The 26,364-nt window shown below is 41.3% G+C and carries 24 protein-coding genes and 1 pseudogene; 19 read left to right on the forward strand and 6 right to left on the reverse strand.

Annotation, left to right across the window (positions count from 1 at the left end):
• Positions 1-20: 20 nt before the first annotated feature.
• Entirely contained in the window at positions 21-479 is a 459-nt protein-coding gene (locus MHB37_RS09420; protein ID WP_405169165.1) for a MarR family winged helix-turn-helix transcriptional regulator, read from the reverse strand.
• Here MHB37_RS09420 and MHB37_RS09425 point away from each other — a divergent pair.
• Positions 421-951: pseudogene (locus tag MHB37_RS09425) on the forward strand (short-chain dehydrogenase); the annotation flags it as partial. The gene MHB37_RS09420 and the pseudogene MHB37_RS09425 sit on opposite strands and share 59 nt — an antisense overlap.
• A gap of 333 nt (positions 952-1,284) precedes the next feature.
• On the opposite strand, the gene MHB37_RS09430 reads toward MHB37_RS09425, so the two are convergent.
• The gene (locus MHB37_RS09430; protein ID WP_076184291.1) at positions 1,285-1,857 is read right to left on the reverse strand and encodes a TetR/AcrR family transcriptional regulator; all 573 of its coding nucleotides are present in this window, start codon (positions 1,855-1,857) and stop codon (positions 1,285-1,287) included.
• A 192-nt stretch (positions 1,858-2,049) separates the two neighbouring features.
• On the opposite strand from MHB37_RS09430, the gene MHB37_RS09435 reads away from it, so the two are divergent.
• On the forward strand, positions 2,050-3,255 hold the full coding sequence (locus tag MHB37_RS09435; protein WP_076184292.1) for an MFS transporter: 1,206 nt from the start codon (positions 2,050-2,052) through the stop codon (positions 3,253-3,255).
• A 101-nt stretch (positions 3,256-3,356) separates the two neighbouring features.
• On the opposite strand, the gene MHB37_RS09440 is transcribed toward MHB37_RS09435, so the two are convergent.
• On the reverse strand, positions 3,357-3,722 hold the full coding sequence (locus MHB37_RS09440; protein ID WP_051491055.1) for a VOC family protein: 366 nt from the start codon (positions 3,720-3,722) through the stop codon (positions 3,357-3,359).
• A gap of 209 nt (positions 3,723-3,931) precedes the next feature.
• On the opposite strand from MHB37_RS09440, the gene MHB37_RS09445 reads away from it, so the two are divergent.
• The 13 genes from MHB37_RS09445 (at position 3,932) to MHB37_RS09505 (ending at position 19,922) form a co-directional block, all read left to right on the forward strand.
• On the forward strand, positions 3,932-4,714 hold the full coding sequence (locus MHB37_RS09445; protein ID WP_036679206.1) for a helix-turn-helix domain-containing protein: 783 nt from the start codon (positions 3,932-3,934) through the stop codon (positions 4,712-4,714).
• Positions 4,715-4,923: 209 nt separating this feature from the next.
• Positions 4,924-6,705, forward strand: coding sequence for a sensor histidine kinase (locus MHB37_RS09450; RefSeq protein ID WP_405169166.1), 1,782 nt, complete (start codon positions 4,924-4,926; stop codon positions 6,703-6,705).
• A 5-nt stretch (positions 6,706-6,710) separates the two neighbouring features.
• Entirely contained in the window at positions 6,711-7,907 is a 1,197-nt protein-coding gene (locus tag MHB37_RS09455) for a helix-turn-helix domain-containing protein (protein ID WP_340917599.1), read from the forward strand.
• A gap of 29 nt (positions 7,908-7,936) precedes the next feature.
• The gene (locus MHB37_RS09460; RefSeq protein ID WP_340917602.1) at positions 7,937-9,214 is read left to right on the forward strand and encodes an ABC transporter substrate-binding protein; all 1,278 of its coding nucleotides are present in this window, start codon (positions 7,937-7,939) and stop codon (positions 9,212-9,214) included.
• Positions 9,215-9,352: 138 nt separating this feature from the next.
• Positions 9,353-10,837 carry a glycoside hydrolase family 68 protein gene (locus MHB37_RS09465; RefSeq protein ID WP_405169590.1) on the forward strand — a complete coding sequence of 495 codons (1,485 nt, stop codon included), beginning with the start codon at positions 9,353-9,355 and terminating at the stop codon, positions 10,835-10,837.
• Positions 10,838-10,925: 88 nt separating this feature from the next.
• Positions 10,926-12,482, forward strand: coding sequence for a glycoside hydrolase family 32 protein (locus MHB37_RS09470; protein WP_405169167.1), 1,557 nt, complete (start codon positions 10,926-10,928; stop codon positions 12,480-12,482).
• Positions 12,483-12,689: 207 nt separating this feature from the next.
• A complete protein-coding gene (locus MHB37_RS09475; protein ID WP_405169168.1) occupies positions 12,690-14,771 on the forward strand; it encodes an alpha/beta hydrolase fold domain-containing protein in 2,082 nt (693 codons plus the stop codon).
• Positions 14,772-14,837: 66 nt separating this feature from the next.
• Positions 14,838-15,416, forward strand: coding sequence for a TetR/AcrR family transcriptional regulator (locus MHB37_RS09480; RefSeq protein ID WP_405169169.1), 579 nt, complete (start codon positions 14,838-14,840; stop codon positions 15,414-15,416).
• Between the two features lie 90 nt (positions 15,417-15,506).
• Positions 15,507-15,968, forward strand: a complete 462-nt coding sequence (locus MHB37_RS09485; RefSeq protein ID WP_076301289.1) for an FMN-binding protein — start codon at positions 15,507-15,509, stop codon at positions 15,966-15,968.
• 21 nt (positions 15,969-15,989) lie between these two features.
• Entirely contained in the window at positions 15,990-16,511 is a 522-nt protein-coding gene (locus MHB37_RS09490; RefSeq protein WP_248549310.1) for a hypothetical protein, read from the forward strand.
• Positions 16,512-16,655: 144 nt separating this feature from the next.
• Positions 16,656-17,300, forward strand: coding sequence for a hypothetical protein (locus MHB37_RS09495; protein WP_076301288.1), 645 nt, complete (start codon positions 16,656-16,658; stop codon positions 17,298-17,300).
• Between the two features lie 648 nt (positions 17,301-17,948).
• Complete coding sequence (locus MHB37_RS09500) at positions 17,949-18,506, forward strand: WD40/YVTN/BNR-like repeat-containing protein (protein WP_405169170.1); 558 nt, start codon at positions 17,949-17,951, stop codon at positions 18,504-18,506.
• A gap of 177 nt (positions 18,507-18,683) precedes the next feature.
• Positions 18,684-19,922 carry an RICIN domain-containing protein gene (locus MHB37_RS09505; protein WP_036679228.1) on the forward strand — a complete coding sequence of 413 codons (1,239 nt, stop codon included), beginning with the start codon at positions 18,684-18,686 and terminating at the stop codon, positions 19,920-19,922.
• A gap of 17 nt (positions 19,923-19,939) precedes the next feature.
• On the opposite strand, the gene MHB37_RS09510 is transcribed toward MHB37_RS09505, so the two are convergent.
• Together MHB37_RS09510 and coaA are read right to left on the reverse strand one after the other, a co-directional pair.
• A complete protein-coding gene (locus MHB37_RS09510; RefSeq protein ID WP_076124952.1) occupies positions 19,940-20,893 on the reverse strand; it encodes a glycosyltransferase family 8 protein in 954 nt (317 codons plus the stop codon).
• Between the two features lie 165 nt (positions 20,894-21,058).
• Positions 21,059-21,994: a type I pantothenate kinase gene (coaA, locus tag MHB37_RS09515; RefSeq protein WP_405169171.1), complete on the reverse strand. Its 936-nt coding sequence runs from the start codon at positions 21,992-21,994 to the stop codon at positions 21,059-21,061.
• A gap of 180 nt (positions 21,995-22,174) precedes the next feature.
• On the opposite strand from coaA, the gene MHB37_RS09520 reads away from it, so the two are divergent.
• On the forward strand, positions 22,175-23,266 hold the full coding sequence (locus MHB37_RS09520; protein ID WP_405169172.1) for a hypothetical protein: 1,092 nt from the start codon (positions 22,175-22,177) through the stop codon (positions 23,264-23,266).
• A 60-nt stretch (positions 23,267-23,326) separates the two neighbouring features.
• Positions 23,327-23,977 carry a suppressor of fused domain protein gene (locus MHB37_RS09525; RefSeq protein ID WP_405169173.1) on the forward strand — a complete coding sequence of 217 codons (651 nt, stop codon included), beginning with the start codon at positions 23,327-23,329 and terminating at the stop codon, positions 23,975-23,977.
• Between the two features lie 32 nt (positions 23,978-24,009).
• On the opposite strand, the gene MHB37_RS09530 is transcribed toward MHB37_RS09525, so the two are convergent.
• On the reverse strand, positions 24,010-24,390 hold the full coding sequence (locus MHB37_RS09530) for a VOC family protein (protein WP_076191215.1): 381 nt from the start codon (positions 24,388-24,390) through the stop codon (positions 24,010-24,012).
• Between the two features lie 247 nt (positions 24,391-24,637).
• On the opposite strand from MHB37_RS09530, the gene MHB37_RS09535 reads away from it, so the two are divergent.
• Entirely contained in the window at positions 24,638-25,675 is a 1,038-nt protein-coding gene (locus MHB37_RS09535; protein WP_076124961.1) for an NADH:flavin oxidoreductase/NADH oxidase, read from the forward strand.
• A 208-nt stretch (positions 25,676-25,883) separates the two neighbouring features.
• The gene (locus MHB37_RS09540; RefSeq protein ID WP_081391857.1) at positions 25,884-26,321 is read left to right on the forward strand and encodes a MarR family winged helix-turn-helix transcriptional regulator; all 438 of its coding nucleotides are present in this window, start codon (positions 25,884-25,886) and stop codon (positions 26,319-26,321) included.
• Positions 26,322-26,364: the final 43 nt, after the last annotated feature.

Genomic DNA, 26,364 nt, shown 5'->3' on the forward strand with positions numbered 1-26,364 from the left:
TCTTTTTTTGTTCCCATTTATTAATTATCATTAAATCCATTAAACTCCTGAAGCATTTGGATAAAGGTTTCAAGCTGTTGATTATCCCATTGGGCTATGCGCTCATAAAATATGAACTCCTTATCCTGTAACGCGTCAAAGGTTTTTTGTCGTCCAAGATCAGTGAGAGTAAGAAGGATCGCTCGACGATCATTAGGAGAGTCTTCTCTTCTAACATAACCCAAATTCTCGAGTTGCTTGATGAGACGGCTGACTGAACTACGATCCATAGCCGTTGATTCTGCCAACACAGAGGCGCTTGTTGGTCCATAGGAGTACAGCCAACGGACTATATGGAAAGCAGCAGGCTGTATAGATGAATCGAAAGCGGCAGCAGTTCTGACATTTAGGGCATGCGAAGCGCTAATGAGAGCACTAATATGGTTATTGACGCAAACCTTAGAACGTTCTTTGAGAGCAGCAGGAAGTGCAAAAATCATAAATGTTGCTTCAGAATCTTCACGCCGTCATGGAGTGCTAAAGTTGCCAGAAGATTTGCTCAATACAGCTTCTTTTACTTCCAGAGGATCTTCTGAGATTTATGGGAAAACCAAACTGTTAAATATTATGTTTACCAGTGAGCTTGCACGCCGCTGGGCGGGAACGGGAATCAGTGTTCGTGCATTGAATCCGGGTTTTAACGTTACAGGTCTCGGGCGTGAACTTTGGTTTTCTTCGATGCTTAAGCACTTATTGAATTTCTTTCGTATTGGCGATCCTCGTAAAGGAGCGGAGATCATTATTCGTTTAATGACCGATCCTAAGTATCAAGAGAGCAGTGGGGGATATTTTAACGTTGGGACAGGCAATCCCATTGTACCCGTACAACCGGGAGGAGATAAGGTAATGGAAAATAAATTATGGAACGATACGCGAGACATTTTGCAGCAGAAAGGTTTCTTTGGAAACTGATTTAATTAGTGAAACTAACCTCATGTCCGTTCGAATCACCCATTCATGATCCTGCGGACTGTATAGCTCTTATTTTCTTTATTTAGTGAAATTAGTCGAGTGATCGGACCGTAGCGCACTTATTTCCTCTCCAGTAGCAGTATTTTGCTTTGAAAAGACTAGATAAGTGCGTAGGAGTCCGATAGCTTGGGAAAATGCCCCATAATGAGAAAATAAGAGCACCTCGGTCCGTTGTATCTCAACCTTCCGCCAGTCCGACATTTTTTAGTACTACGATCAGAAATAGACCGATCCCTTGTGAGAGAGGGCGGTCTATTTTACAGTTACCGTTAGTTACCGTATTCCTTCAAAAGCGTATCTCACCAACTGCTGCACATAAGCATCGTCTATGGGTTGGCCGGTCACCAGCAAGCGGTAGAATATCGGCCCGTAAATAAGATCGGTAACAACTTCAATATCGAGATTATCCTTCAATTCCCCCCGCTGAACACCTCGTTCCATAAGCAGCCGTGCCTCAAGCCGGCGAGGCTGGAAATATCGGGTCCGATAAGCTTCCGCCAAGCCTGAATCCATCTGTCCTTCGCCAATGATCTCCGTAATGATTTTACCCTCTCGACTAATCAGGAACCGGGATAAGTTCGTTGCATGCATGAGAATATCATCGAATACTGAACCTGTGTCAGGTACGGGCAGTCTGTCCGCAGCCGAGGATAGGAATCCATCCATCACCACGGCAGCCTTGTTAGGCCACCATTTATATATCGTAGCTTTGCTGACCTTGGCACGATCCGCTATTTTTTCCACCGTAACTGCTCCAAAACCATTTTCCAATAACAAATCATAGGAAGCGGAAAGAATAGACTTCTCCGTCTCAACATTACGCGGACGTCCTCGTTTACTCTCCATCTGAAATCACCCTTTCGTTAATCTGTCTCCAATCAAAATATAAACTATACGTTCAGTATACTAAAAAAATCCGGAAAAATAAATGACCATCGCCTATTTACAAAACGATACGTTCAGTATATTATTTAAACATGAATTAGTGAACTGAACGTATAGTATTTAAATTATTATGATCATCTGAGGAGGATTCACATGCAAAAAGAACAAGCGGCGAAAGAGAACCACATATCAAGTTGGATGATGTTTATGTTAGCAGCGGCATGCGGGCTTATCGTGGCCAATCTTTATTATGCTCAAACCCTTGTCGGACCTATCAGTGTCTCGACAGGACTTTCTTCTACAGCCGCAGGCTTGATCGTCACTTTAACTCAAATCGGTTATGTTGTAGGTTTGTTATTTATCGTGCCGCTGAGTGACATTGTTGAGAATCGGCGTCTCACGATAATCACGTTAATGGTTGCAGTGGGTGCATTGCTGGTTGCAGCTTTCGCAGCTAATGCGCCTTTGTTCCTGACAGCATCTTTGTTTATAGGAACCGGTTCTGTGGTAGCTCAAATCCTGGTGCCTTATGCCACCTATTTAGCGTCTGAAGAGCAGCGTGGGCGTGTGGTTGGTAATGTTATGAGTGGACTCTTACTTGGTATTATGTTTGCCCGGCCCGTGGCAAGCTTTATCACCAGCATCTGGGGATGGCAAGCCGTTTTTATTTTTTCAGCGGTCGTCATCACGTTGTTAGCCATTCTGCTGTCGCGATTTCTTCCTGAACGTAAACCTGCACCTTCGGTAAGCTATAGTAAATTAATTGTCTCTTTAGGCACCCTTTTAAAACAAACGCCTATATTGCGCCGACGTGCCTTATATCAAGCTTGTTTATTTGGAGCTTTTAGTCTCTTTTGGACGGTGGTTCCGTTGCGGTTGGCGGATGATTTTGGAATGTCGCAGCAAGGTATCGCATGGTTTGCTTTAGTAGGTGTTGGTGGGGCTGTAGCCGCGCCGATTGCTGGAAGACTGGCAGATAAAGGTTGGAGCAAATGGTTAACCGGGCTGGCCATGATCATTGCCACCTTGTCTTTTTTACTAATTCATCTTTTCCATAGCCACTCAACTTTTGCTCTCATCCTGCTCTTTATTTCCGCGATTACATTGGATATGGCCGTATCCGGAAATCTTGTACTCGGACAGCGTGTGATTTATTCATTGGGAAGTGAAGCGAGGGGACGTCTTAATGGGATCTTTATGGCGATTTTCTTCGTGGGTGGAGCCGTTGGATCATCTTTGGGTGGTTGGGCTTATGCCTATGGGGGATGGACCTTCGCCTCACTCATCGGAGTGATCCTGCCGCTATTGGCTTTGGTTTACTTTTTCACTGAAAAAAGATCAACTAAAGCTGTTGAATAAATCCTTGCTTTAAGAGTGGGGGTTAGGCTTACGGCAGAATAGACCGCTACCTTTGGTTAGGGCGGTCTATTTCTTTTTGAGGTAATAACGCTTGATAAACGTTAGTTATGCTCTGCTAACTGCACCTCAAACCCGTCCGGGTCCAGGATATAAAAGAACCGCAGGTGGGGATTGGGTGCGATTGGTCCGCGCGCTACTGGGATACCTTGGCTTTTTAAACTCTCCATCGCTTCATCAAGTGACTCCACTTCGAAACCCACAGAAACGCCACATTCCGGCTTCAAAGCCGGGTCACTTCCCTGAATAAGCTCGATCTTGGGTTGCCCCTCCAGACCTAACATGACGATCTGTTTTCCACTGCTCTCAAATCTACGCTCAATGGGTAGCCCCAGTATCCGGTTATAAAAATGAAGGGAAGCCTCCAGATCGCGGACCCGAAGCGTAATCCAATTCATACTCAATTTCATGGTTTTATAGTCTCCTCTGATGAATATTCTATATCGTATATTATACGCTATCATCTTGCCCGGAAACAGGGAGAATAGGAAATCAAGAACGTTTAATGAGGATAAAAGCCCGCAAAATCAGCTGTGCAACCAGTGGTTGACAGTATGTAAGGGTAGATAGGTAGTCAATTACAGAACGTTATAATATGATGAGCATGAGGTGATGGCGAATGGACTTTGCAAATAAATTGCAAAGCTATAGGAAACAGAGAGGAATGTCCCAGGAGAACTTAGCGGAGGTGATTGGTGTTTCGCGGCAAGCCGTGTCTAAGTGGGAATCAGGTCAATCCTATCCCGAAATGGATAAGATGATTAGTTTAAGTGAATTATTTCACGTAAGTTTGGATCATCTGGTGAAGGATGCTTCAAGCGATACCAAAGCAGAGCATGTCGCAAGCCCCGTATATGTAGATCTGAATTCCTTGTTTCATTATGAGTACAAAAGTAAGAGAACATGCTTTGGAATTCCTCTGGTTCATATCCATATCGGGCGGGGGCTATACGTTGCCAAAGGGGTTATTGCCATAGGTAATGTTGCGATTGGTGCGGTATCCATTGGTATTGTTGCTTTGGGCGGATTATGTTTAGGTGCGCTTGCTTTAGGACTCATCAGTTTTGCAGGTCTGGCTCTAGGGCTTTTGTTAGCCGTTGGGGGCATTGCGGCGGGTACAATGGCCGTTGGTGGAATAGCATTGGGGATATTTGCTGTTGGAGGTTTAGCTGTAGGTATGTTCTCCTTGGGTGGTCTCTCTATCGCTTCCCATATTGCAATGGGTGGATATGCAAGCGGGCATATAGCTATAGGGGATACCGTAAAAGGTGCTTATACCTTTATTACTCAAGATAATAATTTCAACGATATCAAGGGGGAGGAGGTAAGAAAGTTAATTCAGCAAGAATATCCACATCTTTGGAAGCCCATTGTGCAGGGAATTATTTCAATCTTCAAATAGCTGATTAATTTGCGGAAATTTCTTTACGGTTGTTTCATATGGATATAATTTGGGTAATAAACGATTGGCGTTTGTCATATATTGATCCGGCAAAAATACTTGTTGCTCAGCAACAAGTATTTTGATTTTGTGTTGGATATTTGTGAAAATATAAAACCTGATATTAGATGTTTTGCTGAAAACCGAAATTTTTACAGAGGAGTATTTATTTGAAAAGCATTCATAAGCGCTTATTATTCTTGCTGCTTGTGTTTATAATTCTACCGTATTTTTTATCCGTGTTGTTGATCTATCGGCAGACGAAAGAGAATGTGGAACGACATGAACTTGAGAACAGCCAAGAGCAAATTCAGCAGGCGTCAGCCGATCTAGAGCAATATTTTGATGAAATCATTAATCTTCCATATATTTTATACCGAAATCCAGACTTATTCAGGGTGTTTGAAGAAGGGTTAGAAGAAGATTTTTATTACAAGCAGCTTGAAATTAATAAGGGTATGACTAACTTCTATCTCATGAGGAGTGAAATTCGTCAGATCCGTTTATTCATAAATGAAGGGAAAAGCTCATTTACAGTTTATAATGCCATGTTAAGTTCCCGTAAAAGGAATCCGGATTTATTACAGCAAGCTTCCATTCAGAAGCTGATGAGCTCTAATAGCAATGATCTTATTGAAGCTCCGCATCCGATTGAGAACTATAACGATACCTCCATTATGCCTCCTTCGGATAAAACGATGGTCTTGACGGTTCATCACAAAATTGTGGATGTCCTAACACAGGAATTTCTGGGCGTCATCACTATAGATATTGATTTGGACAAGATTGCTCATATCGCTAATCATTTTCTACAGAAAAATAAAGAGAGCGTATGGCTTTCCGATGCGGAGAATCATGTCATTTACGCAAGTGATGAAACATGGATAGGCAAAACCGTTCCCGATGAACTGCAAAGGAAAATAAGTCCAGCACAGGCAGCTGCTAATTCTCCAGAAGGAGATATTGTGTTTACTAGAACATTGCAGGAACCGATAAAAGAGTGGCATTTTGCTAAGGTAACCCCGAGCTCTTTTTTATTTGAAGATGTAAGGAAAACTGCCTATACAAACATCATCGTAGGTGTGGTTGTAGGTGGACTGGGCTTGATAATGATAACAATCATTTCTTATGGATTTACACGGCCGATAAAACTGCTTAGTCAAAAAGTCCAGCGTATCGAGGGGAGGAATATGAATGCCCCATTCGATGATATGCGGGAGGACGAAATCGGTATTCTAGAAAGACATATCAAGGAGATGATGAATCGGATCAACCGTCATATTGACCGGGAGTATAAGCTTGAGATAGAGAACAGGAAAAATCAGCATAGGGCGCTAAAGTCGCAGATCAATCCGCACTTTTTATTTAATTCTTTACAATCCATTGCTGCTGTTGCCCTACTCTCTGAATCTCCAAAAGTATATCAACTGATTACCTCTTTATCCAAAATGATGCGGTACTCGATTCGTGTGGATCAGAAGGCGACGGTTCAAAGCGAAGTGGATTATGTCCAGGCTTATTTGAATCTTCAAGCGGAACGTTTTCAGACTGATTTTAGCTATTCCATTGATGTACCTAAAGATATTCTTGATATTCCGGTTCCTAGTATGATCTTGCAGCCGCTCGTTGAGAACTTTTTTAAGCACTGTTATGACGAGGGCTATGAACAAGCTTACATCCATATTTATGGTGAAATACAAGGTGAATATTTGAATCTAGTCGTAGAAAATAACGGAAACAGCGTGACGGATGATGAACTTGAGGCATTAAAAAATAATCTCTACACATCGGTTAACGAAGGCAATCCTTCTTTTGCACATATCGGGTTAAAAAACATTCATGATCGCTTGGTTCTTCATTTCGATCAGACAGCGGGAATCAAACTAGATTCGATGCAGGGACAAGGGTTCACTGTACGGCTAGTAATTCCACTCTACCTAAAGGAGAAGTAACGTTTATGAAAGCTCTTATTGTAGATGATGAGTCTAATGTTAGAAAAATCATCCGTTTTTTGGGACGGTGGGAACAATACGGGATTACCGAAGTGCTGGAAGCCAGAAATGGTCTCGAGGCTAAGGCGTTAATTGAGCAGAAATCTCCAGAGATCATAATGACAGATGTCAAAATGCCCAAAAATAGCGGGATGGAGTTAATCGAGTGGTTGGCTGCTAAAGACTACCCGGGAAAAGTGATTATGATTTCAGGGTTTGACGATTATTGTTTTATGCGTAAAGCGTTTAAGCTGGGATGCTTTGATTATTTGATGAAGCCAATTGAAGAGAAAATGCTGAATGAAACTTTAGAAGGGGCGTTGAGAGCCTGGGAAAAAGAAGAGGGAGAACGTCGCAATATGGAGTCCGGATTTTATGAAGAGGTAAAAATGTTTCGCTTAAACAGGGAGATTACTGCTGCTTGTAACGGTGAAGCTTTTGATGCAGGCGAAATTGCCTCGGCTCTCCCACAGGCAGACGTATACGACTTCACCATGATGTATTTTTACCAATCTCATTATTCGGAGCCATACATTCAGCTTTTGACCGAAGAACTGGCTACACGGGAGTGGGGAAATGCATTTACACTTCAAAATGATCCTAATGTCTGTGTGATTCTGTCCCTTCATGGACAGTTTTTCCCGATAGAGGAATGGATTACCCAGCATTTTGATATACCTGTTCGTTTGGTTAGTGGCCCCTCCATCCAATCGCTCGCAGAGATATCGTTATCTTTTCAATCTGCACAAAGGTCTATGGCTGAACAAAATTTTAGAGCAATCCATCGTTTGGCGGATTTAGATGATGTTAGGCGTATGAATGATATTGTCGCATTTGTTGATGAGCATTATATGGAAGAGCTAAGTTTGGACAAATTATCCACCCGTTTTTTTCTGAGCCGAGAACATATCTCGCGGAGATTTAAGCAAGAAGTAGGGATGACTCTTACGAACTACGTCATTCATTTACGAATAAATCAAGCGAAACAGTGGTTACTAGAATCGGATGAAAAGATGTACTCGATTGCCTTAAAGCTAGGGTATCAAGATGAGATTTATTTCTCTAAGCTGTTCAAAAAAAACGTCGGTATGACGCCTGCTGAATATCGTAATTCACAGGGAGCAAGAGAAATAGACGCGGAAGTCAGGATAGCCAATACATAAGTTCATTGTTGAATGCATCTGGGGGAATTATGAAAATAAAAAGGGTTCAAATGATTATCGTGGGGTTGATTACGCTAACGCTTTCTTCATGTGGTGCGCATACACGTCCACTGAAGGAAGCGGATTTGAAGGTAGCGGATAAGGCAGTCACTTTGGAGGTACTGAATCCTAAAGTGGAAATCTCTATAGAATTCGAGCAGATGGTTAAGGAATATGAAAAGGAAAACCCGAATATTAACGTAGAAATTCTAACCTTTGGCGGGGGAGCTAACTACCTTGATGAGCTAAAGGCGAGGTTTGCGGCCAATGTTGGTCCGGATATTTTTCCAAATGGCGGTTATGAAGAAGCGAAGGCATGGAGTAGATATCTTGAGGATTTATCAGATCAACCTTGGGTGGAACAGGCTTATGACGAGGCGCTAGAACCGATGAAGATGGACGGGAAAATATACGGGATGCCGATCAATTTTGAAGGCTACGGTTTTATTTATAATAAGGATTTATTCGCAAAGGCTGGGATTACTCCTCTCCCAACAACGTTTACGGAATTAAAAGAGGCGGCGAAAAAGCTGAAGGCTATAGGTGTGACTCCTTTTTCTGTTGGGTATTCCGATCATTGGTTCTTTGTCCTCCTGTTGAATATTGCTATTGCACAACAGGAGGACCCGGATGCTTTTATTCAAGGGTTAAACAACGGAACACAATCTTTTCGAGAGAATAAGGAAGTTAAAGATGTCATTCGGATGCTGGATTTGACCGTACAATATGGTAACGAAAATTTTTTGACAACAGATTATAATTCGGAAGTTGAGTTATTTGCAACAGGGAGAACGGCGATTCTTAAACAAGGGAATTGGGTTCAGTCTAAAATTGATCAAATATCGCCGAATATGAATATCGGTTTTTTACCCATGCCTATTAATGATGGTTCCGAAAACAATGCGTTGCCAGTAGGGGTATCTAATAATTGGGCTGTTAATAAAGAATCTTCGCCAGAAAAGAAGAAGGAAGCCAAAAAGTTTTTGAATTGGATGGTTTCCTCGGAAACAGGGAAAAAGTTCATGAAGGATCGCTTTCATTTTATTTCAGCTTTTAAAAATATAGAGACGGACCGTTCGGGAGCGCTTGTAAAAGATCTTATGCGATACGTCGATGAACAGAAAACTTTATCTTGGAATTGGTTCAAATTCCCTCCCAGAGTAAGAGAGGAGTTTGGCTATCTTATGCAAGCTTATGTAGGAGAGCAAATTAATCGGGATCAATTGCTTCAAGAGCTTCAAAAATCGTGGGATACCCATGTGAAGTAATAAAACCAAATCAATATAACCCTGTAAATGCATCAATTTACGACATACTCATAACGTCTACTCTTCATTAGAATTTAAAAGGGGAACAGCACAAAGGAAGATCGAAACCCAAATTTAAAGTATAAGAGGAGTTAGATGATGAATTTCAAGAAAATGATTAAACAAACAACAATCCTAACCTTTACAGCTGCTTTAATGTTAGGTGGAGCTACTCAAACCTTTGCGAAAGGAAATAACAAGCCGAACAAGCCGGAGTACAATGACTATGGTTTCTCTCATATCACTCGCGCTGACATGTTGAAATTACCCAAACAACAAAATAGTAAACAATTCCAAGTCCCAAAATTTGATGCTTCAACGATTGAGAACATTCCTGCAGCCATTAAGTTCGATGAGAATGGAAACAAAATTGAAATGGATGTTTGGGATACTTGGCCGCTGCAAAATGCAGATGGAACTGTAGCCAGTTATAAGGGGTATCAAATTGTTTTTGGTCTGGCGGGCGACCCTAATAATGGATCAGACACATTTATTTATTTGTTCTATAAGAAAGAAGGAGACAACTCTATCAGCAGCTGGAAGAATGCCGGCAGAGTGTTTAAGGATAGTGACAAACTTGTTCCTGATGATTATGTTTTAAACAATCAAGCCGAAGAATGGTCCGGTTCAGCAACCATGACATCTGATGGCAAAGTTCGCTTGTTTTACACTAATCGTCATCCTTGGGATCCAGATCGCGGATTTTACGGGAAACAAACTTTAACTACAGCTCAAATTAATGTCTCTGCCCCGGATGGGGATACCCTTAAGATTGATGGCGTAGAAGATATGAAATCCATCTATGACGGTAATCAAGGTGAAATTTATCAAAGTGTTGATATCACCGGTTTTAGCAAAGGCGATTACGACGATAATCATACCTTAAGAGATCCTCACTATGTGGAGGATAAAGGCCACAAGTATCTTGTGTTTGAAGCAAATACAGGGACAACTACGGGTTACCAGGGTGAAGAAGCTCTCTTTAACAAAGCTTATTATGGTAATAGCAATGCCTTCTTCCAAGCGGAGAAAAAGAAATTACTAAGCAGTGCTGACAAAACATCTGCGGAAACCGCGAATGGTGCGCTCGGTATCATTGAATTAAATAATGATTATACATTCAAAAAAGAAATGAAGCCGCTACTTGCCTCCAACACCGTGACAGATGAAATTGAACGTGCGAACATATTTAAATTGAATGGCAAGTGGTATCTGTTCACAAGCTCAAGAGGTTCTAAAATGTTCATTGATGGCATTGATGATGAAGACATCTATATGCTCGGGTACGTATCTAATTCTTTAACCGGACCGTATAAACCATTAAATGGTACAGGACTTGTCCTCCATCAAGATCTTAATCCTTATGATATTACCTGGACTTATGCTCACTTTGCGATTCCGCAAGTGAAAGGTAATAATGTAGTCATCACAAGTTACATGACGAATAGAGGTTACTTTGGGGATCATCATTCCACTTTTGCCCCAAGCTTTGTGCTGAATATTAAAGGCTCCAAGACTTCAGTTGTACCGAACAGCATTTTGGAACAAGGGCAATTGACGCTTAAAGGTAACAAACCGTATTAATCATTTACAAAGTAAATGCCAATGTAGTTGGCGTTTACTTTTCTTTTTATAAGCTAAGATTAGCAATGTGAAAAAAGCGAGGTATATTTTGAATAAGAAAAAAATGATAGGAATCACTATATTAATCCTTTGTTTAATTTGTATTGTGACGATAGTATTAGTAACTTATGACACTGGAGAGAAGAAGAAGCCGGGGACCGACGTTCCTGATCATAAACCTACCACTCGGGCTAGCTATCATTTCACTGTACCTGAGCATTGGAAAAACGATCCGCAAAAACCCATTTATTTTGATGGTAAATATCATTATTATTATCTCTATAATGCTGATTACCCGGATGGAAATGGTACAGAATGGAGACATGCCACATCAACGGATTTGGTGAGCTGGGCAGATGAAGGCGTTGCGATTCCAAAATATACAACACCCAATGGTGATCCCTGGTCAGGATCTGTTGTTGTTGACGATAGCAATACAGCAGGTTTTGGCGAAGGGGCTATTGTGGCGATTTTAACACAGCCCTCTGCAGAGACGGGGAAGCAAGAACAATATTTATGGTTCAGTACGGATCGTGGGCTGACGTTTAAATCTTATAGTGATGATCCTATTTTGCCAAATCCGGGCACAGAAGATTTCAGAGACCCGAAGGTAATATGGGATCAACATTCTCATAAATGGGTGATGACACTAGCTGAAGGTACGAAAGTGGGCTTTTACGAGTCTGACAATTTAAAGGATTGGCACTACACAAGCGGCTTCGAAACAGAAAATATCGGAATTGTGGAGTGTCCTGACTTCTATATGATGCGGGCGAATGATGGCACTTATAAATGGGTTCTTGGGGTCAGTGCAAATGGTAATTCGATAGGTAAACCCAACACGTATGCCTACTGGACTGGAGATTTTAATGGGAATGAATTTATCACGGATCATCATGAACCACAGTGGCTAGATTATGGATTTGATTGGTATGGTGCTGTGACTTTTGAAGAGGGAAAGGACAAGGATCAATACAATCATCGATATGCTTTGGCCTGGATGAATAATTGGGATTACCCTCATGTTACCCCCAATCTTAACGAAGGTTTTAACGGAATGGATTCAATCGTACGTCAAATAAAATTAAAACGAGATGAAGAGCAGTCGTATCAGTTAGTATCACAGCCCATCGAAGCATTAGATCAAATGGTAACTTCAACGGATTCCTTGCAACAAATAAAAGTGAACGGCTCGTCAACACTTGATATCACAGGCGAAAATTACCAGCTCGATGCAGATCTAACTTGGTCAGAGAGTACCAATGTAGGCTTAAGACTTCGTGAATCCGCAGATAAGACGCGCCACGTGGACGTAGGAGTGTTTGTTGAAGGACAATATTCTTATGTTAATAGAGCCTTCACTGGACAACCTGATGAGAGTGACAGATATCTTGAAAGCAAGGCCCCCTTTGATGTGAACAAGAAAAAAGTGCATCTGAAGATCCTTGTGGATAGAACAAGTATTGAAGTTTTTATAGATGATGGTGAAATTGTATTTTCTAATGAAATCTTCCCGGAAATAAATGATCAAGGCATTACCTTGTTTTCTGAAGGTGGCACCGCGATTTTTAATAATGTTGTAATTAAGCATTTTGGCAAAGATTAGAATGAATAGACAGAGTTTTTCTAATTCTTGCGCAATAAGAGGGCACTCCAACCTATGGATGTCCTCTTTTTTTATTATAAGTACGTAATATTAAACCTAATTCACGAAGGAATACATAATTGTTAAACGCTATCTTGAATTCTAGAATGATGTTATTGGCATCACGTTACTTTTTTGGTTTCAAAATCATTCTGGGAGGTTGTCCTAATGAAGCGAAGGCCTATTTATGTTGTTCTTATTCTGTTTATTGTATTTGGTTCATGGTTGCTGCTGAATCACCGGGAAAATAACAGCGCCTCGGAGAAGCAAGTGCAGGAAGTGCTGCCTACGAGTACTGTTGATACTAACACAACAATGGCTAACGTTACTGTAAATAACAGAGAAACTCCGGTGCAGTACTTGGATCCCGCATATAAAGTTACAGTGAAACACGATATTTTGTATGCAAGTAAGAAAAACGAGACGGATGCTGAAGAACCGCTGAAGCTCGATTTGTACCAGCCCATTGGAGATGAAACCAAGCAGAGGCCAGTATTTATTTTTATTCATGGCGGAGGTTATACCGGAGGGGATAAGTCTGATGCAGCAGATTTTTCCGAAGGCCTGGCGAAACGGGGGTATGCTGTTCTCACTATTGATTATAGGCTAAAAAAAGATCCGTTTTTCAATTTCACTCGCACACTTAACGATGCGAATGAGGATATAAACGATGTGATCAAATGGATTAATGAGCATGCGGAGACTTATGGATTGAACAAGGAACGTATAGTTATTGGCGGAGATTCAGCAGGAGGTCATCTGGCCATGAACTTTGTGAATCTATCCTTAGCAAGAGATCCCTCCCTAGTTAAGTCTGTATTTTCCATTATAGATATTTATGGTGGTGAACTGACAAGAAGTGCTGACAGCAAGCTGCCGCCTGTCCTAATTATTCATGGAACGATAGATAAAATGGTGCCGTACCAGCAAAGTGTTGACCTAGCCGCTCAATTGAAAGAGAAAGGTATTTATCATAATCTGCTCACGCTGGAGGGAGTCGGACATGATTATAAAAATGAAAAATACATCGATGAAATTATGGAGACGACAGCACATTTTCTGTGGAATGTCATGAACAGTTCGGACCTTGCGAGTCTTCCGGAAAATTCGGGGATCACGGTTGCTTCTGGTTCTGCTTTTGATATTAAGCTGCCTGAAGCTTATCGCAGCGCATCGAAGGAGCCGCTTAATATCGATTTGCCAGAGGGATGGCTGCTTAGTGGAGAAGAAGAAGGTTCGCTGTGGATACAGGTTCCGGAAAGCTTGGTGCGCGGAAACGATTCGCTGTTCGTCTCTCGGGGTGCAGAGCCTACAGCGGCATCAAGCTTCACTATGAATATCAACGTAATCGACCCGCTGGCAGTGTATTACGAGACTTTTTATGAGGAGTCTGCCAAAGAGATAAAAACCCATATGGATGTTACCAATCAATCTACAAGCAATTTCAGCGGTTCAGTGGAAGCTGATTATGAGACGGGACGATCTACCCGAGGTACTTATACTTCAACTGTGGAAAATCTGGAGCCGGGTAAGAGCGTTCGTCTTGAGATTCCTGAGCTGGCAAGAGGCCAGCGTTCGCTTAAAGTTTTTAATGATATAGGTACCTTATTGCAATCGGCAGTTGATTCTTCTAACGTGCTTCTGTTGCCGAAACTCAGTCCGCCTGTCCAAATCGATGGCAACTTGTCGGACTGGGGGAATCAAGCTCCCTTTGATGTGAAGGATGTCAAAATCATGGGCTGGCAAGGAGAGCAGGATCTCAGCGCCAAGGGTTCCTTAGCATGGGATGCCGACAATCTTTACCTTGGGGTAGAAGTTATCGATGATCATCATGCACAGTCAGCATCAGGAGATGCCGTCTGGAGTGGGGACAGCATCCAGATTGGAATTGGCATTGCCAACGGGGATGGAACGGTGCCTTCTGAGTACCATGAACTCGGTGTGGCTCGCGGAGATACGGGCGAATTACTCAAATGGTGCTGGTTGGCACCCAAGGGGGTTAATTTGGGTGATGCTATAGAATTACAGTATGCGGTGGAACGTAAAGATTCAAAAACCAGCTATGAACTAGCCATTCCCTGGCGTGAACTGAAATCCGACGATGTACAGGTGAAGCCAGGAATGAAGCTGAAATTTTCGTTATTGGTCAATGACAATGATGGTGAGGGGCGCAAGGGCTGGGTGGAATATAACAGCGGCATTGGTTCGGCTAAGGATGTTGATGCTTTTGGTGATCTATTTGTGCATTGACATATTCTGCTGTTAACACTATGATATGAATGAAAAAATAATTATTCATTCACGGAGAGACGAAAAGTGGAAGACAAAAAAACAAAGATATACCAATGTGCGAAAGAGCTATTTAGCAATAAAGGCTTTAAAGACACGAATGTTTCTGGCATTACCACAATGGCTGGAATAGCTGTAGGAAGTTTTTACAACTATTATCCCTCTAAGGAAAAGCTTTTTATGGATATTTTTTTAGAGGAAAACGAAAAGCTCAAAAAAAGCTGTATGCAATCGCTGGATATGAGCCAAAGCCCATTAGCACTAATACGGCAGATGATGGTGCTTAATTTGGAAGGTATGATAGCCAACCCCATTCTTAAGGAATGGTATAACAAAAGTGTTTTCGCAAAAATCGAACAGTTGTACCGGGAAGAAACCAACATTCAGGTAAACGACTTCTTGTATGATAGCTTCCATGAAATCATTAAGCAGTGGCAAGCCGATGGTAAAATGCGCAGCGATATGGATAGTAAAATGATTATGATGATCTTCGGCGCAATGATTAATGTGGAAACCCACAAGGAAGAAATCGGGCTGGAGTATTTTCCACAACTTTTGGACAATATGCTGGAACTAATTATGAAGGGTTTGAATGACTGCCCCTAATACACTTATGGTGCAGTTTTTTTTTTAGTGAAATGAATGAATTATTAAATATTCATTCAAATTTTAAATCAAAAGGAAGGAGGCAAGTAGGTGAGTAAGAGAAGAGGAAAAAAGCGAAAATTCAATAAATGGATTATTGTTCTCAGCATTCTATGCGGGATTACAGTCATAGGTTGGATAGGTGGTATTCTCTTATCTGCTCCGGGAAGGCATGAAGTTCAGCAGCTTACTATCCACGCCATAGATATACAGAAACTGCGGGAGGGCAGCTATGTGGGGGAATACATTGGCATCAAAGATCATTCCAGAGATACCAAGGTGAAGGCCACAATATCTGCTGGACGGCTGTCAGATATCAAAATACTCAAAGGTGCCTTGGACAAAACAGGGAACCCTGCTGAACTGAAGGGTGGGCTAAGCATTGGTGATTTGTTTGGTCATGTGATTGAATCGCAGTCTCTTCAGGTGGACGTTATCAGCGGGGCAACGCTTACCTCTAAAACACATCTTAAGGCACTTGAAAATGCCCTACTGCAAGCGGAGACGAAATAATTCATTTTAAGGAGAATTTATATGAACATTGCAGTCATTTCGTATTCATTCACAGGTAATAATGAAGCATTAGCAAGGAGTGTGGCGAAAGCATTGTCGGCTGAATATATACGAATCTCGGAAGCTAAACCCCGAACACTCGGTAGGATTACCTTTGATATGATTTTTGACAGGATACCGTTGGTTCAACCGAAGCCTGAGCAAATAGGAAAATATGATATTATCCTATTTTTTGGACCGGTTTGGATGGGGAAAGTGGCCACACCGCTCCGTGCCTATTTAAAGTACTTGAAGAAAAATCCGCAAAAGTATGGTTATCTTTCAATCAATGGTGGAGCTGACGGTCCAAATCCGAAGGTGCCAGGGGAGCTCAGAAAAAGAACTGGAGCAGACCCTGTTGTATTCATCGAGCAGCATATCGCAGATCTGATATCAGCAGATCACAAGCCTGCACGTAAAGATACCTCAGCTTATAAGTTAAATGAGGGCGATATTAATCAATTAACTGGAAAAATAGTGAAGAAAGTAAGGGATATGATCTAGCTTTTAAGCTCCAGCGAGACGAACAGAGAAACGGCAAAGCTGCCGTTTTTTTTGTTTTCTCTGCAATCTGGTAGAAATTGTTCTATTATAAAGTGTTCCTTCAATTCGCTAGATGGTATGATAGGTATGGGAGGGAATTATAAAATGAACAATGAGACGACTAATGAAAATGAAATAACAAATGAGAATGAGGAAGTAAATGATAATACAGAAATGTCTGAAGAGGATATGGCGCAGCTGCTAAAGGCTGTTCACCATAACGGCCTTGTAGCATTGAGAGTACACTTTAAAGATGTTGAAGGACAAGTATTGAACATGGAAGCCTACGGCCCTGTTTTTGTTTTTCACGTGAAAACTGAATTAGATCAGGTGTATTCCTGCGGATTTTTTCTGCGCGAGTTAATTGCAAGATTCCAGTCGGGTAAGGATCCGGCAGCATGGATGGCCTCATTCTTCGTTGAGCTGATGAAAATTGAGGGAGGCAAAACACTTCCAAAACCACCAGCAAGTGAAGAAGAAGCAAAAGGGATCATTGACAATGTGTTAGTTCCGCTTTGTATTAAGGAAATTACCCAAGAATTTGCTCCAGAAAAAGTGCATGTCGGGCTAGCTTGGAACGAGAAATTGGGACCAGTCTTCGAGGCTGGATTTCCAGCGATCACCGATGGGAATAACGTATGCGCATTCCCGCTTCATCTGTTGCTGACTCATTTGCAATTGAACCGGGATCCATCCGAACTGCTTGTTCAAGGCATGTATAACATCCGCAAAGAACATGGATTGGAGTAAAACAGGCTCTGAGCCCTGACCATCCATAACCCAAAGAAACGGCAGAAATGCCGTTTCTTTTTCTTTTGACATTCAAAGAGTAGATCCTTGCTTGATGAATTCATTCATATTTACTTTGAGCTGATAGCTTTAAGCTGATAACCTGCTGCTTGAAGGTTTCGTTCACATCATCTACGGACTGTATAGCGCTTATCTTTGCTTTTTAGCTCCATTTACCGAACTCGCGGACCGTATAGCCCTTATTGTCTGTTTATTGCCTATAAAAGTAGGAGGATTAGCCAAATAGTTGCATCTCAGTCCGTTAACACAAGAATTCTCTTGAAAATGAACCAATAACGTCTCCTCGGTCCGATAGGCCTTGGTGTTGCTGGTTTATATAAAGAAACTGTCAATACTTTTCAGATAGTTTAGGATAAAATTTCATTTAAGGAATACGTTTGCGGACCAAGCTATATGTACAGCACCACTATACTTTTTTAGAAAAATAAACGAAGGCGTGGTAACAAGATGAAATAGCTAGTTTCAATACTACTAATTGCTGCAGTGATAGCATCTGGTTGTTCCAATTCCACTCCAATTCCTCATCCAACCTCTAATCAGGAAACTTCTCCTTCTCCTGATCCTTCAGATAACCGCAGAGAAGATACTGTGTTCCTCAACAAAAATATAGGTTGGAAAGCAGTCTATCATTTTCAAGGAATGTCACGTGAAGATATGGAGCTTTATACAACTAGTGATGGGGGAGAGACTTGGAAGGAGATTGGGGATAGCTTACAAGCAGGAAGTACTCTTCCTAGCGGGGTGAAATCGGGAATTACTTTTGTTAACGAAAAAGAAGGCTGGATTACAACGAATGCGCCTTGGCAGGGAAAGGTTGGTTTATATAAAACAATGGATGGTGGAGTTACATGGAGTGAACAGACTGTCACAGTGCCGGATGAGTTAGTAAACTCGCAAATCTATGCTTATCCTCCCCTCTTTCTTACGAAGGATCAAGGAATCTTAATTACTCGGCCTGCTGAAAATGAACATACATTGTTATATATAACGATAGACGGGGGACAACATTGGAAATCATTCCTTGACCATCATAAGGATCAGTATGCTGGTATCGCATGGACGCTCTCAGAGAGTATGGCGACGGTAAAATACGCAGAGAAAACCTGGACATTAAGCATGCAGAACTATGGAAAATGGTCCCTTTAATCGAAATGTTGGCATATTGCGTTTAGAAAAGACGTACACATCAAATGAAGCGAGGCGTTAACCTGACTCTGGCTGTTATAGCTGTTTATGGGATAACGTTTTGTTTTATCCATTATTCGAAACCGGTTTCAAATGTGCGAGCGCGCCGCGCAATGAAATCAGTAGGAGGAAAAGACGATGTTACGAAAAGGAAAAATGTTAAGTCTATTTCTGCTGTTCACCCTCTTAATTGCTTGGGTACCTACAGGGAGTTCAAGCGCGGCATCAAGCTGGAATCTGGCATGGAGCGATGAATTTGATGGGAATTCTCTGAACACTAATAATTGGTCGGCGGAAATAGGTACGGGTAGCGGGGGGTGGGGAAACAATGAGCTGCAGTATTATACCAGTCGTCCGCAGAACCTGCAGGTAACGGGTGGGAATTTAGTGATTACTGCACAAAAGGAGTCGTACGGGGGGATGAATTATACCTCTGCACGGATCAAAACACAGGGACTCAAAAGCTTCACCTACGGAAAAATCGAAGCTAGAATCAAATTGCCTTCAGGACAGGGACTCTGGCCAGCATTTTGGATGCTTGGGGCGAATATTGATTCAGTGGGTTGGCCGAAATCTGGGGAAACGGACATTATGGAGCGTGTGAACAATAATGCTTTTGTTAATGGAACGGTACATTGGGATGCCAACGGTCATGCCGAGTACGGTCAGGTGTCTGGTAACCTCGATTTCTCACAGTACCATGTGTACAGCGTGGAATGGGATGCGAATTATATAAGATGGTTTGTAGACGGCAACCCATTTAATGCTTTTTATATTGAGAACGGAACCGGAAATACGGAGGAGTTCCAGAAACCTTTCTTCATCCTGCTAAACCTTGCCGTGGGTGGAAATTGGCCGGGAAGTCCAAATGCTTCAACTGCTTTCCCAGCTCAAATGCTGGTTGATTACGTACGTGTGTATCAGGCTGCGCCTACCTCAAGCATCGTTAGTGGTGGGATTTACACTTTAGCTGACAAGGCTAGTGGCAAGGTTCTGGACGTAGTGGATGTATCCACAGCAAGCGGGGCGAAAATGCAGCAATGGACCAATTACACTGCCAATAATCAGAAATTTAAAGTGGAGAGTACAGGCGACGGTTATTACAAGCTTACGGCGGTGCATAGTGGAAAAGTGTTGGATGTGCCGAACTCATCAACCGCGAGCGGTGTACAGCTGCAGCAATGGGATGACAATGGTACCAACGCTCAGCGATGGAGCATTATTGATGTTGGAGGGGGCTATTATAAGCTTATTTCAAAAGTGAGCGGATTAGCCATGGATGTATCCGGAGCATCAACAGCCGATGGTGCAGCAGTTCAGCAGTGGACGGATAACGGGAGTGATGCTCAGAAATGGTTTTTTACGAAAGTGAACTAAAGAAATGCCGCCCCATATCAAATGGGGCTTTTTCTAATCGGTCTAATCGGTCTAATTTGTTTTAAATCGGCTAAAAGAATAGGGGTTAAGTTCAACTGAACAATTTTTATTTTCTGCTTGTTTCTTTTTCGGGTGAGGTGTGGTTTTAAAGGGCTGCTTTTCCGTTTTCTTCGTCTGATTTTGGCTCTGGTGATTCTCCAAGGGGTTAGCTTTAGGAATTGCTGATATAGGGATGAACCCGCGGAATCTTTATTCCAGCATTTATCATCTCCGGCAAAATGGATGATTTTGTTAGTGAAATCATGGTCCGGAATGTTTGTGTTGAACGAATTAAAACGGATATCAAGGGGGAGGTAATTCCCACCAAAAACTGCATTCAGAACATCCTGATCTGGCATGGTGACATCAGGAAAGGTACGTAGGAAGGTTAGCATTTCTTCGTACCAGTTGGTATTCTGGCGGATATTATGCAAAGAAAATAAAATCACTCCGGAATTAAAATAAAGATCAGGATTTAATCCCTTAGCGCTCACAATATGAGCAACCTCTCTAATTCCCTGGTCCCAAATTGCAGCCAAATACTTGTCATTCAGTTCAACCTGCCATAATTCAGTAATGTCCATATTCACTAATACATCGCAGTCCAGATAGATGATTTTGTCCACGGGTATTAGTGCAGGAAGAAGCAATCGATACATACATGCCTGCGTCCATACATTAATGGAGTTAACATTGGCTAGCACCTGAGTTAGATCATCGGGCATAGTGATTGAATAAAAGCTAAGGGTATGATTATGTTTTGTAGTTAATGCGCTAAGCCTGCGCTTATTAGTTTCACTTAAAGAAACATCATGTAAAATATGAATATGAATTGGGGAACTCGTATGATGAAAAATTGACGCTAGAACGACTCCGGCATGTTCAGCATATTTCCCATCCTTATCTTGAAAAGCCAAGGCGATATCGATCATTTGATTTATCCTCTCTTCACGTTTGTGTACGAATGTACCACAGTATACGTTCGCCTTGATCAGAGGACAGAGACATTAAACCCAGAATATTCACCCAATTTCATGTGAACACCAAAAAACCAAGTGCTGAATCTCAGCAACTTGGTCGGCTAAGGACTTCAATCTTTATTTTCGCAGCTTAATTTGATCTACGTGATGATTGTTGTCCTTATGCATTATAAGATCCGCACGATTTCGGGTGGGCAGAATATTTTGCTGCAAATTAACGTAGTTTATTTCTTTCCAGATCCGCTTTGAGATTTCAATAGATTCCTCTAGAGACAGCTGTGCATATTTTTTGAAATAAGATTGTTCATCTTGGAAGGCAGTATCTCTGAGTTTAATAAACCGATCAATGTACCATGTCTCGATATCGTTCACATCGGCATCCACATAAATAGAAAAATCAAAGAAATCAGATACAAAATAGTTAGGCATATTATGTTTATTTGTAATCGCAGTCTGAAGAACATTTAAGCCCTCAACAATTAGAATATCCGGATTCTCAATCGTAATATATTCATCTGGCACAATATCATAAGTTAAGTGAGAGTATACAGGGCTTTGGACCCGCGGCACCCCAGACTTCACATCCGTTAAAAAAGAAATTAAACTACGCGTGTCGTAGCTTTCAGGAAAGCCCTTTTTCGTCATTATACCGCGCTTTTCCAGCTCTGCGTTGGGATGTAGAAAACCATCAGTCGTAACTAAATCCACCTTTGGATGGGAAGGTAATTGTGAGAGGAGTTTTTGTAGGAGTCTGGCCGTAGTGCTTTTACCAACAGCGACACTTCCCGCGATACCTATGATAAATGGACCTTTTTTTAGATCATTATTCAGAAAGTGATTTATAGATTCATTAAATTTATGAGCAGATAGAAGTTGCAGATTTAGCAAATTGGACAGAGGAAGATAGACCTCGTTAACATCCTCGCTGGAGATTTTTTCATTAATACTTTGGACTTCCATAAGTTCTTCTTCTGATAATTGGATAGCGGTGAAATCGCTTAGTTTTTTCCAATCCTCACGTAAATAAAGTGTATATGCTGAATTATTCACCATTAAATTTTCCACATCCCTGAAGTTTTTAGAGATTTCTTATGCACTTAGGTATTATAACCGTTCATACAGCTTCATTCCATTCATTGTAATCGACATTATTATGGACATTAAGGAGATTGTATTTCAGTAAATGGGAAAATCAATTAAAATATAGAATATTAGGAAAAATGGGGTGGGGCAATGGGAGTTTTTCGAAAAGTTGAATTATTGAAGGATTACACACGCACGGAAACGTTCCAAGAAGAGTCAGAGGGAAGGAAAATAGTTATAAGTATTTATTATCCGGATACAGAGGGTGTATTAAATAAAAACGCATCTGCAATGAAATATATGGAGCTTTTCGGGCCCTGTCAACAACAGGCGAGAGAGCTTCTACAAGATATTGGAATGAACATGGAAATCATAAATACATTATCTACCTCAATCAGCGATCGGACCTTTCAAAGCAAATCCAAACGCTCCTATCCAGTCATCATCTACTCACCTGCATTAGGTTTAGATAGAGATATGTATATTTATAATATAGAAGCGCTGGCCAAGCAAGGTTTCATAGTGGTAACGGTCAGTGCTGCGTACGAAGCTATGTTTACTGTTTGCCCTAGTGGAGAATTTATTAATCAATCCGAAGCTATGAGGCAAATAAAAGCTGCGGAGTATACCGATTTACATAACTTAATTTCCATTCGAAAAAAAGATATTCAATACGTTCTGGATCACCTGTCCACGCTTAATTCTATGGATAAAGATGTGAAGGGCTTATTTGATATGAATAAGATTGGTATTATCGGCCATTCCATCGGCGGTGCTACTGCATTAGATTTAACTATGGAAGACGATAGAATTAAAGCTGCTATTTTATTAGATGCAAGCATGCACTTATATATTGAGAATGAAGAGAAGAACAATACTGTGCCGCTTCTTGTATTAAGGCAAAAGGCCTCGACCTTAAAATCCTTAAGTAATATATTACAGGAGGAACTGGCAAATGATTTCATCAAAGGACAAGAGGCGCTTTTTCAGAATTGGAAGGGACATAAATCTTTTCTAAAAATACGAAAGGCTACACATATGTCATTTAGCGATCTGCCCCTTTATGAGGAAGGAGAGACTTTAAAACAAAGAACCTGTGAAATTCATACTTGCCTAAATGAGCTTATAAGTAAGTTCCTTTTGGAGCATCTTTTAGATCAGGGGCAAGGTTATTCGGTATTAATTAGTAGGGTTCATAAAGATTTTTGCGAGATCCATGGTAGTGGAGAAGAAATTCTGTAAATTAGCAATAAACTCTCCTTTGTTTATACCGATAAACATATATAAGGGAGGGAATTATGAATGCATTCTGCTCAGTCTAATGAGAAAATATGTAATCATATTGAAAAATACATAGGTGTTATTGATAATGTTTTTAAAGAAATTATTTCAGGTGTTCTGTCGATAGATATTCTAATTCTTGATCCGACGCCTGAGCGGAACTTCTATACTTTAATTACCTCTGGAATGAGCGAATTACCGATGACGGTGCCAGAAGGTGCAGAAGAATATCAATATGCTGAGCTAATGATTTGTCTCCCTCCTACCTGGAAGCTGTCGGATGAGGCTTTTAAGGATGAACGGAATTATTGGCCGATTCGAGCCCTGAAAACAATGGCTAGGTTTCCGCATGAATATAATACATGGCTTTATATGGGGCATACGCTTGTGAACGGGAATCCCGTCCAGCCTTATAGTGAGGATACAGGATTTCAAGGGATGTTCGTTTGGGTTCCAGATGTAAAAGATAAAGCCGGTTTCTTTAATTTAGAAATGAGCCATGAGAAAGTGGTGCACTTTTATACGTTAATTCCGCTCTATGGGGAGGAGTTAGATTATAAAATCAAGCATAGCGAGGAAGAGTTACTACACAAGTTAAATAAGATTGGGGTTACGGATGTTTTGGATCCTTCCCGTAAAAATAGTTGTAAAAAGTTATGGGGACTCTTTTAAATACAAGAAAAAACGGCTGAGAGCCGTTTTTTTTATTTTTTGATTCCAAAAGCAATCCAGCGACCATCCACATCTTCGATCACAAATTCCTTGTTATTATAATCGGTGTTTGATAAAGAACGAACAATATGAACACCGGCGGCTTCGAACTCCTTCTCCAACTCTTGTTGCTGCTTCGTAATAAAATAGGCATCGTATCCATAACCGTACAACTCTCGATTGGGAATGACCTTTTGTCCATGGGATTGCGTAAGGATAATCTCTGTATCGTCACGATACAAACAAAGATGTGGTTCTTGTGTATCTAAATAGGGTACAGCTTTAAAACCTAAGTACTGGCTGTAGAAGGCAGCGGTTTGCTCAATATTCAACGTAGGGAAAATACTATGTGATTGTAAGAGCTTTTTGTCCACGAGTGAGGTCATCCTTTCAAAGAAAAAATAGATATCCATATATTACCTTAAGATAGAAGTTTCAACAATACACGGAGTTTCCATTTAGCAGAAGATTATTCACGGTTGACATCATCGCTATTCTATAATAATATACATGCATGAGCATGCATTTATAAATATTTTATATAAGATGAACTTAGAAACTCATGTTCACTGGAAGCATTGATCATACTATACTTAGTTTTTTATAAAGAGGAGAGATATCATGAAGGACTTATTCACCCCGTATGAATTGAAGGATTTGAAGCTGAAGAACCGCGTGGTTATGCCTCCAATGTGTCAGTATTCAGTGTCTAACAAAGACGGAATTGCTACGGATTGGCATTATAATCATTACGTAAGCCGCGCTGTTGGCGGAACCGGATTAATTATTATTGAAATGACGGACGTGGAGCCTGATGGCCGGATTACTGATTTTGATCTTGGTATTTGGTCTGATGAGCAAATTCCTGCACTGGCTAGAATCGTTGAAGCTTGTCATTCTTATGGCGCTAAAGTAGGTATTCAAATTGCACACGCCGGACGTAAAGCAGAAGATGCAGCAGTTCCTGTATCCTCCTCTAACGTTCCTTTTGATGCTGACTCCAAAACACCACGTGCCTTAACAACTGAAGAAGTGAAAGCTATGGTTGAGAAATTCCGGTTGGGCGTGAAGCGGGCGATACAAGCGGGATTTGATGTTATCGAGCTTCATGGAGCGCATGGTTACCTTATTCATCAGTTCCATTCCCCTCTAACCAATCAAAGAACAGATGAATATGGCAAGGATTTAACACTGTTTGGTACAGAAGTCATTCGCGCAGCAAAAAGTGAAATGCCGGAAGGAATGCCATTGATTATGCGTATCTCCGCTCAAGAATATGTTGAGGGCGGGTACGGTATCAAAGAAAGCTTGGAATTTAGTAAAGCTTACAAAGAAGCAGGCGCAGATATTTTCCATATCAGTGCAGGTGGTGAAGGTCCTATCGCAGCTGCCGGGAAACCAGGGACGCATGCAGCTTATCAGGTTCCTTTGGCCAGAGAAATCAAATATGGCTTGAATGTTCCGGTTATTGCTGTTGGCAGATTGGATGAGCCTGTACTTGCTAATGCCGTGATTGGGAATGAGGAAGCAGATCTTGTTGCCGTGGGCCGGGGCATGTTGAGAAATCCATACTGGACGCTGGAAGCAGGGGTCGAGCTTCAGAAAGATGCGGGTATTCCCAGACAATATTCTTTCGGGTTTCCAAGAATTAATGGGTAAAGACTAATTTAAATAGTGTGAAGTCTAAACAAAATAATTGTAAAGTGTGGAGGGGCCGGCTTCTTGGAGAAACGGTCTCTCCTCTTTTTTAAAATAAAATAAAGTATAAGTATCGAACCTATACTTTATGTATGGTTGTGGATTGTAGTACTATTATATAGAAGGAAAAGATCATGAAAAGCCATACACCCGGGAGATGAATAATAAAATGGGCGACATTCTTAACAATGACCTTATAACGAGTTGGTTGACGTTAACGCATATACAAATGAATGTGACGAATGAATTGGAAGCTAATCTACAAGTCAAACATGGCTTATCCTTAAAAGAATTTTATTTGCTGTTATTTTTGTCGGAAGCGCCGGAGAAGAAACTGAAATTGCAGAAACTCGAAGCTATGGTGGGTTTAAGCCAGAGTGCAGTTTCCCGACTGGTTAGTCGGTTTGAGGCCAAAGGCTGTGGCGCTTTAGAAAGAAAAGCGTGTGATGCTGATCGCAGAAGTATCTATACTGCCTTGACTGCCATTGGCGAAGACAAGCTCCTCCGTGCACAAGATACCTTTCAAGAGACCCTGCTTGCAGCTTTTCCAGAAAAAGATGTGAAAGAGCTTTTGGATCAAATGCTTCGCATGAAGCAACAGTCATGAATTCACAATAAAACCTCTGTTTTGGTAAATGGACCGAATCTCC

Origin of the sequence: Paenibacillus sp. FSL H3-0286 (assembly GCF_045040705.1) — a bacterium.
Classification (GTDB): domain Bacteria; phylum Bacillota; class Bacilli; order Paenibacillales; family Paenibacillaceae; genus Paenibacillus_AQ; species Paenibacillus_AQ odorifer.